Origin of the sequence: Ralstonia sp. 25mfcol4.1 (assembly GCF_900104095.1) — a bacterium.
Lineage (GTDB): Bacteria > Pseudomonadota > Gammaproteobacteria > Burkholderiales > Burkholderiaceae > Cupriavidus.
Map to the genome: position 1 here is coordinate 101005 of NZ_FNJO01000012.1, position 14197 is coordinate 115201.

Sequence of the window (14197 nt, forward strand, 5' to 3'; positions counted from 1 at the left end):
CTCTCTACTTACTGCGTGGAAAGTCAATCGAAGTACTGCCTACTGCCACCCACCCGACAAGAAACCTGCCTGGCGTCCGTGCCCGACCCGAGGGCTACAGCAGCTTGGCCACCGCGCGGCTGACGCGGGGGTTGCCATCGCCAAGGCGAGCCAGATTGTCATCCAGCGCCTCGGGCACGTAAAGATAATTCACCATCACCCCGCATGACTGTGCGCGGCCTTTTCGCGACAGGTCGGCGCCCCAGTTCACACGCTCGACACATGCCCCGTTCCCCAGGTGGAAACGCGCCACCGGATCGGCCGGCACGCCCTTGCCGCCCTGGCGCACCAGGTAATGCGCCACCAGCGCCAGCGCTGTATCGCGGATGACAGGGTCCTGCGCGTCAGCCGGCAGCGCGGCAAACCAGGCTGCGCCATCGGCCGGCGCCTCGCCATGCCGTTCGCGCCAGCGCGACAGCCGCTTGTCACCCAGGATGCGTGCAACCGACTCGCCGTCCTGCTTGCGCAGCCAGTCGGCAAAGCCCGGAATCGGAGACAGCGTGGCGAACTGCTTGAGCTTCGGGAATTCGCGCTGCAGTTCCTCGATCACGCGCTTGAGCAGGAAATTGCCGAAGCTCACGCCGCGCAGGCCCGTCTGCGTGTTCGAGATCGAATAGAAGATGGCCCATTTCACGCGGCGCAGGTCTTCCAGAGGCGCAGCCTCGTCCAGCAGCGTCTGGACGTTGGCGGCCATCTCGGGTACGAACGCCACTTCCACGAAGATCAGCGGCTCGCGCGGAATGCGTGGGTGAAAGAACGCATAGCAGCGGCGGTCCGAATCGAGCCGGTTGCGCAGGTCGTTCCACGACGAGATCTCGTGGACCGCTTCGTAGCGGATCAGCTTTTCGAGCAGCGACGCGGGCGAATCCCAGGTGATCGGCTGCAGTTCCAGCAGGCCCACGTCGAACCAGTTCGAGAACAGCGCCTCAAGGTCTTCGTCCAGCGCCCGCAGGCCGGGAATGCGCTTCTGCCAGCGCAACATGTCCGAACGCAACTGGATCAGGAAATGCAGGCCGCAGGCGCTGTCGCCACGCTTGCCGTGATGCGCGGCAATGCGCTTGAAGAAGCGGATGCGCGCATTCGACAAGGCCTGCGACAGCCCTGATGCCGCGCCGGCCGATGCGCCTGCCGGCCCGCTGCCGGACGCGCCGCCCGGCGCATCGCGCCCGGCCGCCACATCGGCCAGCACGCCCAGCATGGCCTGGCGCAGCGGCTCGGCCGCTGCCTGGTATTCGTCCTGCCAGGCCAGTGCGGCGGCATTGGCTGCGCCGTCTGTCAGGCGCGCCTCGAAGCACTGGCGCAGCTGTTCGCGCTGGCGTTTGACGGCGCGCGTGGACAGCGTCTGCTGGGCCGCGTCCGGCGCGGCGGGCGCGGGCGCGTCGTCGCCCTTGCGGTTCCACCATCGGCCAAAGCGCGAGAACAGCGAGTCGCTGACGGGCTCGCTGGCGTCCAGCGGAGCACTGACTTTCTGTTGGTCGGCGGGATCGAGGGCAGTCATGGTCGTGTCCTGCGAGGTCGGTGGAGGATGGGCAAGCGGGGTCAGTTGGGCGTCAGCCTTGCCCGGCCAGGCGCAAATGCGCGGACGGCGAGGCAGTGGCTGACGGCGTGCCGGCGTGCGTGGGCGCCCCAGCTTCATGCTCGGCCGCGTCGAGCATGCGCAATGCGCCGCGCTGACGCAGCACGTGGGTCTTCATCAACGCCTCGGCACCTTCGGGGTCATGGGCCTTCAATGCCGAGAACACCGACAGGTGTTCGGCACACGACTCGTGGATGCGTCCGGGCAGCCGCAGGCTCTTGTGGCGCGACAGGCGCAGCACCTTGCGCAGGTCGCTGACCACGCCCGACAGCCAGCGATTGCCCGCCAGCCGCTGGATCGCTTCATGGATCTGGTAGTTGGTTTCGTAGTAGGCATCGATATCGCCAGCCTGCGCGTAGCGCGCCAGGTCGGCGTGCAGGCCTTCGAGCGAGGCAAGATCGGCCGGCGTGGCATTGCGCGCGGCCTCGTAGGCGCAGCGCCCTTCCAGGAGCGCCATCAACGGGAAGATGTCGTCCAGGTCCTGCTCGGTCAGCGCGTTGACAAAGCAGCCTCGCCGCGGCTCCAGCCGGACCAGCCCTTCTGCGGCCAGCACCTTCAGCGCCTCGCGCAGCGGCGTGCGCGACGTGCCCAGCGACGCCGCCAGGGCCACCTCGTCGATCCACGCACCCGGCATCAGCGTGCGGTCGTCGATCATCGCCCGCAGCCGGTCCGCCACCTCCAGGTACAGCGCCTGCCTGACGATACGCATCGTGCCTCCTGCCTGCCTTCGATATGAGGGGGAAACCCCACGGGAACATGCATGCCGATGCGGCATCGCGAGAGGCGATTAAGCCGCAATAATTCATAATTATGGATAGTGTGCCGGGGGCCGCAAGCGGTTTCGATGCTGCGGAGCAGCAAGCGTGGCGGATCGGAAACTCAGGGAAATCGAGAGGTGCGGCGGGCAATCTTCCTGCCTCCCTGCAGGAAGATTGCCCGCGCATGAAATAACCGCGTTGGGTCTTCGACTTGGGCGCCGGGCGAGATGTGCCGGACGCTTGCGGGTCAGATTCATTTGCTGGCGCTGGCCCCGCGCCTACCCCGTCAATGCACTCGTCCTGGAGTGCGGATTTTCCCGTGCCTTTTCCCGTTTGGCTTTTTGTCGTTGCCACGGCGCCGGCGCATCGTCGTGCGCACCCTCCCCTCTGGCGCCGTTTCGGGCCGTACGTTGCGGGCCCCGACCATTCTTGTAACAGGCTGAATAGCGAGGACCGTGCCACAGCAGCTAAGTCATTGATTTTGCTGGGGAGAACGAAACTTAACTTGTGACAGTCGCCTTACCATGTAACAGAATGTTTCTTTGTCGTTACGACCTCAGTTACGCTCGGCGTTGTATCCGGCGCGATCCGCACGGGTACTTGTGACCCCAGCGATACGCGCGGGTGAGAGAATGTGTTGACCAGCGCACGAAAGCCGCGCGCAAACTGGTTGCAAACCTGAAACAAGCGCCGGCTGCAAAAAAGCGCCCTGTAACAACTGGAGAGGTCAATTAGATGAACTGGGAAGATCAAGACGGGCTGCAGGCCAAATTCGTCGCGCCAGACAGCCGTGTACCGCGCCACCTGAAATTCGCATTTACCGGATCGGGGTCCGAGTATTTCCGAATCTGGATCGTCAACACGCTGCTGACCGTCGTTACGCTGGGCATCTATTCCGCCTGGGCCAAGGTGCGCACGCAGCAATATTTCTACCGCAGCACGCAACTGGACGGCGCCACGTTCGACTACCACGGCAACGCAAAGGCGATTCTCAAGGGACGTGGCATCGTCTTCGGCCTGTTTGCGATGTATCAGCTGGTCCTTAAATTCTCGCCAGCGCTGGGCGCGTTGCTGGCGCTGGCGCTGGCCGTGGTGTTTCCGCTGCTGCTGGTGCGATCGCTGCGCTTCCGCATGGCCAATTCCAGCTATCGGGGCCTGCGCTTCGCGTTCACGGGTACCGACCGCGACGGCTATAAGGTCTTCCTGCTGTGGCCGCTCCTGACCGGCCTGACGCTGTGGCTGCTGGCGCCGATGGCCCACCAGCGGCTCAAACGCTACCAGCACAACAACACGCGCTTTGGAACCGCGCAATTCGCGTTCGACGGCACGGCCGGCGACTTTTACCGCGTGTACCTCGTCACGGCGGGCGTGGTGCTGCTGTTCCTGGTGGCGGGCGGCCTCGCCGGGGGTGCGCTGGCAGCCGCGGCGGGCGGCAAGGCGGGCCTTGTCTTTGTGGTCATGCTGATGGCGTTGGCGATGTATGCCGGTTTCCTGCTGATCGGCCCGTTCTTCCAGGCGCGGCTGCAGAACGCGGTGTGGAACCACACCACGCTGGCGCCGCATCACTTCCGCAGCGACGTCAAGGCCCGCACCCTGTTTCTGATCTCGGTGACGAACCTGATCCTCACCGCGCTGACGCTCGGGCTGTTCTACCCGTTCGCGCGCGTGCGGTCGGTACGCTATCGCGTCGAATCGATGACGATGGTCGCCGTGGGCGCGCTCGACGCCTTCGTCGTCGGCGAAAAGCAGCACGTCGGCGCGCTGGGCGATGCCGCGGCGGACTGGTACGACATCGACATCGCGCTGTAAGCGAAGGAGCGGGCCGCCATGATTGCCGCGCAATACTTCGATGGCCGCACGTCGCGCGCGCACCCGGTCGTGCTGCACGTCCGGGACGGCCACGCCGTGCTGCAGGATGCTGGCGGCGACGAACTGCGCCGCGCGCCGCTGGCGTCGTTGCGCGTCTCCGAACGCATCCGGCGCGGCCCGCGCCTGGTGACGTTCGACGACGGGGCCTACTGCGAGATCATCGACCACGCCGGATTTGACGCCATGCTGGCCGCCACCGGCCATCGGGAAGGCTGGGTGTCGCGCGCGCAGAACAGCTGGCGCCTGGTCGGGCTGTCGATGCTGGGCCTGGTGCTGTTCGTGGCGGTCTCGTATTTCTACCTGCTGCCGTGGACTGCGGTTCTGGTTGCACGCACGATACCGGCATCGCTCGAAGCGCAACTGGGCCGCACCACGCTGGACAGCCTGGACCGGGGCATCGTCAAGCCCAGCACGCTGCCGGCCGCCGACCAGCAACGCATCCGCGACAACTTCGCGGCGCTGCGCCGGCCGGCCGATCCCGGCCATGACTACCAGATCCTCTTCCGCCATGGCGGCGGCATCGGCGCCAACGCGCTGGCCCTGCCCGGCGGCACCATCGTCGTGACCGACGAACTGGTGAAGCTGCTGGGCACCGGCCCGGCCATGATGGGTGTGCTGGCGCACGAGGCCGGCCACGTCACGCAACGCCACGGGCTGCAGCAGGTGTTCCAGGCGTCGGCGGTGGGCGCATTGACCGCGTACTTCCTGGGCGACGTGTCGTCGCTGCTGGCCACGGTGCCCACGGCGATGCTGGCCATGCGGTACTCGCGCGATCACGAGCGCGAGGCCGATGCGTTTGCGGTGGAAGTGCTGCGGGAAAACCGGCTGCCGCCGTCGGCGCTGGCCGACGCGCTACAGCAGCTGGAAGACGCCCACGGCGGGCGTCGCAAGCCAGGCAAGCGGAGCGGCAAGGAAGCCGGGGACGATGAGGAGGCGGGATTCTTCTCGACCCACCCACTGACGAAAGAACGGATCGATGCGATCCGGAACGCGCAGTAGTTTTGTGCTGCCCTCTCCCGCCTTGCCGGAGAGGGGCTGGGGGTGAGGGATCGAGGTTCTGGCCGATCCGGCGGACTTTGAACCGCCGGGCCGTCCTTCGGCCCCTCTCACGCGTGCGGGAGAGGGGCCGGGGAGACAGCCAGCATCAACGCGCGGCCCCGGCGGCCGCGCCGTTGGCCTGGCGGCGATATGCCCACACCACCATCAGCACGCCGATCAGGATCATCGGCAGGCTCAGCCACTGTCCCATCGACAGCTTCAGCGCCAGCAGGCCCAGGAAGCTGTCCGGCTCGCGCGTGAACTCGGCCAGGAAGCGGAACGCCCCATAGCCGATCAGGAACACGCCCGACACGGCACCCATCGGCCGGGGCTTGCGCGCGAACAGCCACAGGATGATGAACAGCGCCACGCCTTCGCCGGCAAACTGGTACAGCTGCGACGGATGACGCGGAATGTTGTCGCCGGCCTGCGGGAAGATCATGCCCCAGGGCAGGTCGGTGGCACGCCCCCACAGTTCGCCGTTGATGAAGTTGCCGATGCGGCCGGCGGCCAGCCCGCACGGGATCAGCGGCGCGATGAAGTCGGTCACTTCCATCCAGTGGCGGCGCCGCACCTTGGCAAACACCCACATCGCCACCAGCACGCCCAGGAACCCGCCGTGGAAAGCCATGCCGCCTTCCCATACCTTGAAGATCTCCAGCGGGTGGGTCAGGTAGTAGCTCGGCTTGTAGAACAGCACATAACCGAGGCGGCCGCCCAGGATCACGCCCAGCACGCCGTAGAACAGCATGTCGTCGAGATCGCGCGCAACCCAGCCGCGCGCCGCGACATGGGGCTGCCTGATACGCAGCCGGCCGAACCACAGGAACATGATGAAGCCGGCCAGGTACATGAGTCCGTACCAGCGGATGGCCAGCGGCCCCAGGTGGATGGCAACCGGATCGAATTGCGGATGAACGAGCATGGAGTAGCGGGAGAGTAGCGGTAAGTTTGGAGCGCGCGGCGTGCTGCGCGATGTTCTATGTATTTATGCCATGGTCATGCGTCAACCCGATGGCGCCGGCCAGCCCGGTGGCGATATCGATGAACGACCGCAGCACTGGCGCCATCCCGGCCGCGCCCTCGCGCCAGGCCAGGCCGGTCTCGATCTCGGGGCCGGCGTCGAGCAAGGTCAGGTAGGACACGCCCGTGCGCCGCAGGTTGCGCAGCGACGCGGGCACCAGCGCCACGCCCATGCCGGCCGAAACCAGGCTCACGATCGTCTGCATCTGGATGGCCTCCTGGGCAATCGCGGGCGTCAGGCCGTCGCGCGCATAGTAGCCCGTAATGATGTCATAAAACGCTGGCGCACTTCGGCGCGGGAAGATAACCAGCGGCTCGCGCGCGGCATCGCGCAGCGCCACCGCCTGCGGCGCCGTGGCGCTGCCGGCGGGCCGCCATCCGTCGGGCACGGCCAGCACCAGCGGCTCGCGCACCAGCGGCAGGTAGGACAGGCCGTGCGGCATCACGGGCAGTTGCGGGCGGATGACCAGCCCGGCGTCGATGGTGCCTTCGGCCAGTGCCTCTAGCTGGACATCGCTGGTGGCTTCGCGCAGTTGCAGCTGCACGTCCGGGTGTTGCGCGCGGAAATGCCGCAGCAGGTCGGGCAGGATGCCGTAATCGGCGGTGCTGACAAAGGCCAGCGCCAGCGACCCCACCTCTCCCCGCGCCAGCCGCTGCGCCAGGGCAGGCAGCGCCCCGGCGTCGGCCAGCACGCGCCGCACCTCCGGCAGCCACTGCTGGCCGGCCGGCGTCAGCATCACCGACCGCCGCGTGCGCACGAACAATTGCACGCCGATCTCTTCCTCCAGCGACTGGATCTGCTGAGACAGCGGCGGCTGGGTCATGGCCAGCCGACGGGCCGCCCGCCCGAAATGCAACTCTTCGGCCACTGTGACGAAGTAACGCAACTGGCGCAGATCCACCGCGGGCGATCCTTTCCTAGTGATATGTTTTTCGACCTAATAACGCTCGAATAATATATTTGACACGCTAAAACGCCAAGCGCATGCTTTCCGGCACAACACCACAACACGGCTGGCGCAGCGGCGCATCGCGCCAGGGCCGGCATCCCCCCCGGAGAGACTTCATGGCTTTCAACAAACGCTCCCAGCACATTACGCAAGGCGTGGCGCGCTCCCCCAACCGCTCGATGTACTACGCGCTCGGCTACAAGAAGGAAGACTTCGACAAGCCGATGGTGGGCATCGCCAATGGCCATTCCACGATTACCCCGTGCAATGCCGGCCTGCAGCGGCTGGCCGATGCCGCCGTGGAGGCCGTGCGCGCGTCGGGCGCCAATCCACAGATCTTCGGCACGCCGACTATCTCCGACGGCATGTCGATGGGCACCGAAGGCATGAAGTACTCGCTGATCTCGCGCGAAGTGATCGCTGACTGTATCGAGACCGCGGCGCAGGGCCAGTGGATGGACGGCGTGGTCGTGATTGGCGGCTGCGACAAGAACATGCCGGGCGGCATGATCGCGCTGGCGCGCACCAACGTGCCGGGCATCTACGTGTACGGCGGCACCATCAAACCGGGCAACTGGAAGGGCAAGGACCTGACCATCGTGTCGTCGTTCGAGGCGGTGGGCGAATTCACGGCCGGCCGCATGAGCCAGGAAGACTTCGAGGGCGTGGAAAAGAATGCCTGCCCGAGCACCGGCTCGTGCGGCGGGATGTACACGGCCAACACGATGAGTTCGTCGTTCGAGGCGCTGGGCATGTCGCTGCTGTATTCGTCGACCATGGCCAACCCGGACCAGGAAAAGGTCGACAGCGCCGCCGAATCGGCCCGGGTGCTGGTGGAGGCGGTCAAGAAGGACATCAAGCCGCGCGACATCATCACGCGCAAGTCCATTGAAAACGCCGTCACGCTGATCATGGCCACGGGCGGATCCACCAACGCCGTGCTGCACTACCTGGCGATCGCCCACTCGGCCGAAGTGGAATGGACGATCGACGATTTCGAGCGCATTCGCCGCCGCGTGCCGGTGATCTGCAACCTGAAGCCGTCGGGCGACTACGTGGCCACCGACCTGCACCGGGCCGGCGGCATTCCGCAGGTCATGAAGATCCTGCTGAATGCGGGGCTGCTGCATGGCGACTGCCTGACCATCACGGGCCGCACGCTGGCCGAGGAACTGGAGCACGTGCCCGATCAGCCGCGCGCCGACCAGGACGTGATCATGCCGCTCGACCGCGCGCTCTACAAGCAGGGCCACCTGGCCATCCTGAAGGGCAACCTGGCCGAGGAAGGCGCCGTGGCCAAGATCACCGGGCTCAAGAACCCGGTCATTACGGGCCCGGCACGTGTGTTCGAGGACGAGCAGAGCGCGATGGAGGCCATCCTGGGCGACAAGATCAACGCCGGCGATATCCTCGTGCTGCGCTATCTCGGCCCGAAGGGCGGCCCTGGCATGCCCGAAATGCTTGCGCCCACTTCGGCCATCATCGGCAAGGGGCTGGGCGAATCGGTGGGCTTTATTACCGACGGCCGCTTCTCGGGCGGCACCTGGGGCATGGTGGTCGGCCACGTGGCACCGGAAGCCTACGTCGGCGGCACCATCGCGCTGGTGCAGGAAGGCGATTCGATCACGATCGACGCGCACCAGCTGGTGTTGCAACTGAACGTGCCGGACGACGAACTGGCCAGGCGGCGTGCCACCTGGAAGCAGCCGGCGCCGCGCTATACCCGGGGGGTGCTGGCGAAGTTCTCGAAACTGGCATCGACGGCCAGCAAGGGCGCGGTGACGGACTGAGGTTGAAATACCGCTGACCCACTCCCCTCTCCCGCACGGCGGGAGAGGGGAGAAAACCATCTACACCCCCGCCCGGGTCCCGTTCGATCTCTAATGGGAGATGGAAGAAAACCGTCTATATCCCGCCCGGATCCCGCTCGATCTCTTCCAGCGTGGCGTCGAGCCATTCCACCAGTCGGGCCTCCAGCGCCTGTGTCAGTTCGCTGGCCAGCTGGGCGGTCAGCGGGGCCAGGCGCGACTGCAGCGTGGCCTCGGTATGGGCCTCCACCACCTGTGGCCATTCGGTGCGGAAGCGCATCATCACGCGCGTCAGCAGTTCGGTGCGCACGGCGCGCAGGTCGTCGTCTCCGGGCTGGAACGCCGCGGCGTCCACCATCGGCGGATGCGTGTCTGGGGCAGTGGCGGCGCCGGCCAGCGAACCGGTATCGCCGACCGCCGTCACCACGCCCGAATCGGGCATGTCCGCCGTATCGATGACCGTGGCGCCATGCCGTGCGGGCATTGGCTGCGCCACCGGATGATCCAGCGGCTGCGTGGGCGCCTCGAAAGCCGCGTCTGGCAATTCGACGATTTCGGTCAGCAGCGGCACGCTGTCATTGGGCCCCAGCCGGGGAATCACCCGCGATGTCGTGCGTTCGCTCATGCCGATTCTCCTTTGGCCTGCCCGATGTCATGGTGCGTGAGCGGATATCCACGCTCACGGTAGAAACGATAACGCTCGCGGCCGGCGTCGCGGGCGTCGGGGGTGGCGCCCACCACCTCGATCATTCGCTCGAAGCTGGCGAACTGCGCCGGCGCTTCCGGCGCGATGTTGACCAGCAGCTGGTGATGCGGCACCTGTTCCAGCGTGGCGGCCAGGATGATCGGCGTCACCGCCGCATTGGGGCTGTCCAGCCCGCAATGCGGCAGGAAGTCGAGCGGCGAGAACGACCACAGCCGTGCGTCAAGCTGCGCCAGCTGCTGCGGGGCGCCGAACACCACCACCTTCTGCCCTGCCCCATAGGCCTTGCGGACCAGGCGGCAGACGTAGGCCAGCGTATCCGGCACGTTGCTGTGGAAGTCGATGCGCGTCATCCCGTGCTGCCTTCGATTGGCCGGTTACCCGGCACGGTCCATCAGGAACTGCGTCAGCAGCGGCACCGGACGGCCGGTAGCCCCCTTGGCCGCGCCGCTCTTCCAGGCGGTGCCGGCGATATCCAGGTGGGCCCAGTCGTACTTCTCGGTGTAGCGCGCCAGGAAGCACGCGGCCGTGACGCTGCCGGCCGGGCGGCCGCCGATATTCGCCATATCGGCAAAGTTCGACTTGAGCTGGTCCTGGTAGTCATCGTCCAGCGGCAGGCGCCAGGCGGTGTCCATGGCCTTGCGGCCGGCGTTCAGCAGCTGGTCGGCCAGCACGTCGCTGCGCGCGTACAGGCCGCTGTTCACATGGCCCAGCGCGATGATGCAGGCGCCGGTCAGCGTGGCCACGTCGACCACGGCGGCCGGCTTGAAACGCTCCACATAGGTCAGCGCGTCGCACAGGATCAGGCGGCCTTCGGCATCCGTGTTCAGGATCTCGATGGTCTGGCCCGACATGCTGACCACCACGTCGCCCGGCTTGGTGGCGTTGCCGGCCGGCATGTTCTCGCAGGTGGGCACCACGGCGATCACGTTCAGCTTCAGGCCCATCTCGGCCACGGCCTGGATGGTGCCCAGCACCGACGCGGCGCCGCACATGTCGTACTTCATCTCGTCCATGCCCTCGCCCGGCTTCAGCGAGATGCCGCCGGTGTCGAACGTGATGCCCTTGCCCACCAGCACCACCGGCGCGGCCTTGGCGCTGGCGCCGTCATAGCGCAGCACGATGAACTGCGGCGGCTCCACGCTGCCCTTGGTCACGGCCAGGAAGGCGCCCATGTTCAGCGCCTCGATCTGCTTGCGGCCCAGGATTTCGACCTTGAGCTTGTGCTTCTTGGCGATACCGCGGGCGGTGTTGGCCAGGTAGGTCGGCGTGCAGATGTTCGACGGCAGGTTGCCCAGGTCGCGGGTCAGTTCCATGCCGTTGGCGATGGCCGTGCCGCGCACCACGGCCTGGGTGGCCGCCTTGGCGTCGGCCGCGTCCACGGCCAGCACGATCTTGCGCAGCGTGGGCTTGTCGGCCGCGCCGGCGCCCTTGGCCGCGCGCTTGAGTTCCGGGTGGCGCTCCAGCAGGCGATAGCCGGCTTCGCGCACGATGCTGATCGTCGTGATCACGGCCCAGGCCACGTCACGCTGCTGCGGCGCCTGCTGTGCCAGGCACCACAGTGCCGATGCGGCGCGCGTGCCGCCCAGCGCACGCATGGCCGTGCGCACCGCCTCGGCAAAGGCTTTGTCGGTAAATTCGACTTCCTTGCCCAGGCCCACCAGCAGCACGCGGGCGGCGCCGATGCCAGCCACTTCGTGCAGCATCAGATGGGTGCCGCGCTTGCCTTCGAAGTCGCCCTGCTTGACCAGGCGCGTCACCAGCCCCTTGGTGGCCACGTCCAGCGCCTTGCCCACGCCGGCGAGATTCTGGCCCTCGAACAGGCCTACCACCAGGCAGTCGGTCTTGGTGGCCAGGAAACCATTTTGGCCGGCTTTGCTCAGATCCAGGGCTTTTGTGCTAAATTCCATCGCGCTTCCTTCCAGGGGCTCGTCGAAAAGAAAGCCCCCATTATCCGCGATTTTCATCCGCGATCTGCCGCCGCCGATCCTGCAAGCTGACAGCCCGCGGTCCTGCCAGTCCCTCGGCCCCCGGCATATCGCCCGCGCCGGCCGGAAGCCGGAAGCGATTCACGCATGATTTTTCAACAAGCCCTGCGACGCGAGCTCGCCTACACCGCCGGTGCGGTGTTCCTGGTGATGCTGACGTTCATGCTGACGTCGCTCGTGATCCGCATCCTGGGCATGGCCGCCAACGGCAAGGCCAGCCCCAACGACGTGCTGATGCTGATCGGCCTGGCCACCATTGGCTACCTGTCGATCCTGCTGTCGGCCACGCTGTTCATCTCGACCCTGATCGTCCTGACCCGCTGGTACAAGGACTCGGAAATGGTGGTGTGGTTCTCGGCCGGCATTTCGTTGCGCGACCTGGTCAAGCCGGTGCTGCAGTTCGCCACGCCGTTCTTCATCATGGCGCTGCTGCTGGGCACCTTCGCCTGGCCCTGGGCCAACCAGCAGAGCGCGCTGTTCCGCGACCGCTTCCAGCAGCGTGGCGTGCTGTCGATGATCGCCTCCGGCCGCTTCATCGAGCCCGCCAACGGCAACTATGTGCTGTTCATCGAAGGCATCGACGCCGACATGAAGCACGCTCGTAACGTATTTGTTGCAAATTCCGAAGCCGGCAAGATCGGGGTGGCGCTGTCGCACCAGGGACAGTTCGAAACCCAGCCCAACGGTGACCGCCTGGTGGTCATGGAGCATGGCCGCCGCTACGCCGGCATCCCGGGCCAGCTCAACTATCGGATCATTGAATTCGATAAATACGCGGTAAGGGTCGACAACAAGCCGCCCGAGACCGAAGCCGACCAGCCGGCCAAGAGCCGGGACACGATCGACCTGCTGCGCAATCCCACGCGTGAAAACCTGGGCGAACTGCTGTGGCGCGTGTCGCTGCCGATCCTGGCCTTCAACTTCGTGATGATCGCCATCCCGCTGGCCTATGTGAACCCGCGCCTGGGTCGCTATACGCCGCTGGTGTTCGCCGTGCTGATCTACCTGACCTACAGCAACATGATCAACCTGGCCCAGGCCTGGGTGCGCTCGGGGTCGCTCTCGTTCTGGACGGCGCTCGTCCCGATCCACGTCTTCGTATTCCTGTGCGCGCTGCTGATGTTCCGCTACCGTGCAAACCGCAGCCTGGGCGGCTGGCGGGCGGTGTTCGGCCTGCACCGGCTCGGGAAGCCGGCCAATGGCACGAACGGCACGAACGGCACGAACGGCAAGAACGGCGGGGGCAAGGCATGAGGATCCTGGCCGTCTATGAGCGTTATTTCGCGCGACTGATCTACGGGGTCTTCTCGTTCATCCTGTTTGCAGTGCTGGCGCTATTCATCTTCTTCGACATGCTCAGCGAACTGGAGAGCGTGCAGGGCAACTACACGTCTCTGGTGGCCTTCTTCCACGTCATGCTGCAGGCGCCGACGCGGATCTACGAGGTCCTGCCGATCGCGGTGCTGATCAGCGCCATCTACGTGTTCTCGCAGCTGGCCAGCCAGTCCGAATACACGATCTTCCGCGTGGCCGGCCTGAACACGCGCCAGGCGCTGTTCTCGCTGTTCAAACTGGCCGTGCCGCTGGCGTTGGTCACCTTCGTGTTCGGCGAGTTCATCGGCCCGGCCGCCGAGCAGTACGCGCAGAAGATCAAGCTCGAGGCGATTGGCGCCACGGTGTCGTCGGGCTTCCGGTCAGGAGTCTGGGTAAAGGACCGCGATCGCGACGCAGTAGGTGGCGGAGAGATCACCCGCTTCGTCAATGTTCAGGGCCTGAAGGCGGATCAGACCATCAATGGCATCACGATCTACGAGTTCGACCGCGACTACCGCCTGCGCGTGATCCGCGTGGCCAAGGAAGGCCGGTACCAGGGCGGCCAGCAATGGCAGCTCAACGACGTCAACGAGACCCGTTTTGCCGAACTGCGCGACCTTCCGGCAGGCCAGGCCGCCCAGCCGGCGCAAGCAGGCCAGCCGGCCGCGAGGCGTGACGCGCTGGCGCCCGACTTCCGCGCCGAGCAGGCACTGTTCCCGAACATGGTGATGCACTCCGAACTGACCCCGCAGATCCTGTCGGTGCTGCTGGTTACGCCGGAGCGGATGTCGACGCTGGACCTGTTCCGCTATATCCGCCACCTGCGCGACAACAAGCAGGACACGCAGCGGTACGAGATCGCGTTCTGGAAGAAAGTGGTCTATCCGCTGACGCTGTTCGTGATGGTGGCGCTGGCCCTGCCGTTCGCCTACCTGCACGCGCGGGCCGGCGCGGTGGGCGTGAAGGTGTTCGGCGGCATCATGCTGGGCCTGTCGTTCCACCTGGCCAATACGCTGTTCTCGCACGTGGGCCTGCTGCACACCTGGCCGCCGATCGTCTCGGCGCTGGTGCCGGGCACGCTGTACCTGACCATCGCGCTGACATCGTTGCGCTGGGTGGATCGGCACTGAC

12 protein-coding genes are annotated in these 14197 nt (G+C 66.1%); 5 read left to right on the top strand and 7 right to left on the bottom strand.

Annotation, left to right across the window (positions count from 1 at the left end; translation table 11 throughout):
• Positions 1–94: 94 nt before the first annotated feature.
• Both BLQ58_RS20595 and BLQ58_RS20600 read right to left on the bottom strand, forming a co-directional pair.
• On the bottom strand, positions 95–1537 hold the full coding sequence (locus tag BLQ58_RS20595) for a malonyl-CoA decarboxylase domain-containing protein (RefSeq protein WP_092601660.1): 1443 nt from the start codon (positions 1535–1537) through the stop codon (positions 95–97).
• Between the two features lie 52 nt (positions 1538–1589).
• A complete protein-coding gene (locus BLQ58_RS20600; protein WP_254776034.1) occupies positions 1590–2324 on the bottom strand; it encodes a GntR family transcriptional regulator in 735 nt (244 codons plus the stop codon).
• Between the two features lie 784 nt (positions 2325–3108).
• Between BLQ58_RS20600 and BLQ58_RS20605 the strand changes: the two genes are divergently transcribed.
• Together BLQ58_RS20605 and BLQ58_RS20610 are read left to right on the top strand one after the other, a co-directional pair.
• A complete protein-coding gene (locus BLQ58_RS20605) occupies positions 3109–4182 on the top strand; it encodes a YjgN family protein (protein WP_092601662.1) in 1074 nt (357 codons plus the stop codon).
• A gap of 18 nt (positions 4183–4200) precedes the next feature.
• Positions 4201–5241: a M48 family metallopeptidase gene (locus tag BLQ58_RS20610; RefSeq protein WP_092601664.1), complete on the top strand. Its 1041-nt coding sequence runs from the start codon at positions 4201–4203 to the stop codon at positions 5239–5241.
• A gap of 145 nt (positions 5242–5386) precedes the next feature.
• Here the strand turns inward: BLQ58_RS20610 and lgt are convergent, their stop codons facing one another.
• Together lgt and BLQ58_RS20620 are read right to left on the bottom strand one after the other, a co-directional pair.
• Positions 5387–6205, bottom strand: coding sequence for a prolipoprotein diacylglyceryl transferase (gene lgt, locus BLQ58_RS20615; protein WP_092601666.1), 819 nt, complete (start codon positions 6203–6205; stop codon positions 5387–5389).
• 55 nt (positions 6206–6260) lie between these two features.
• Positions 6261–7205, bottom strand: coding sequence for a LysR family transcriptional regulator (locus BLQ58_RS20620; RefSeq protein ID WP_092601668.1), 945 nt, complete (start codon positions 7203–7205; stop codon positions 6261–6263).
• Between the two features lie 164 nt (positions 7206–7369).
• Here BLQ58_RS20620 and ilvD point away from each other — a divergent pair, with 164 nt between their 5' ends.
• The gene (ilvD, locus tag BLQ58_RS20625) at positions 7370–9043 is read left to right on the top strand and encodes a dihydroxy-acid dehydratase (RefSeq protein ID WP_092601670.1); all 1674 of its coding nucleotides are present in this window, start codon (positions 7370–7372) and stop codon (positions 9041–9043) included.
• A 115-nt stretch (positions 9044–9158) separates the two neighbouring features.
• Here the strand turns inward: ilvD and BLQ58_RS20630 are convergent, their stop codons facing one another.
• Genes BLQ58_RS20630 through BLQ58_RS20640 form a run of 3 tightly spaced genes read right to left on the bottom strand, consistent with a single transcriptional unit; the run spans position 9159 to position 11674 of the window.
• On the bottom strand, positions 9159–9686 hold the full coding sequence (locus BLQ58_RS20630; RefSeq protein WP_092601672.1) for a hypothetical protein: 528 nt from the start codon (positions 9684–9686) through the stop codon (positions 9159–9161).
• A complete protein-coding gene (locus tag BLQ58_RS20635; RefSeq protein WP_092601674.1) occupies positions 9683–10117 on the bottom strand; it encodes a DNA polymerase III subunit chi in 435 nt (144 codons plus the stop codon). The genes BLQ58_RS20630 and BLQ58_RS20635 overlap by 4 nt, the downstream gene beginning before the upstream one ends.
• 24 nt (positions 10118–10141) lie before the next feature.
• On the bottom strand, positions 10142–11674 hold the full coding sequence (locus BLQ58_RS20640; RefSeq protein ID WP_092601676.1) for a leucyl aminopeptidase: 1533 nt from the start codon (positions 11672–11674) through the stop codon (positions 10142–10144).
• Positions 11675–11839: 165 nt separating this feature from the next.
• Between BLQ58_RS20640 and lptF the strand changes: the two genes are divergently transcribed.
• Positions 11840–13006 carry an LPS export ABC transporter permease LptF gene (gene lptF / locus BLQ58_RS20645; RefSeq protein WP_254776035.1) on the top strand — a complete coding sequence of 389 codons (1167 nt, stop codon included), beginning with the start codon at positions 11840–11842 and terminating at the stop codon, positions 13004–13006.
• Entirely contained in the window at positions 13003–14196 is a 1194-nt protein-coding gene (gene lptG, locus BLQ58_RS20650) for an LPS export ABC transporter permease LptG (RefSeq protein ID WP_092601678.1), read from the top strand. The genes lptF and lptG overlap by 4 nt, the downstream gene beginning before the upstream one ends.
• The last annotated feature ends 1 nt before the right edge of the window (position 14197 follow it).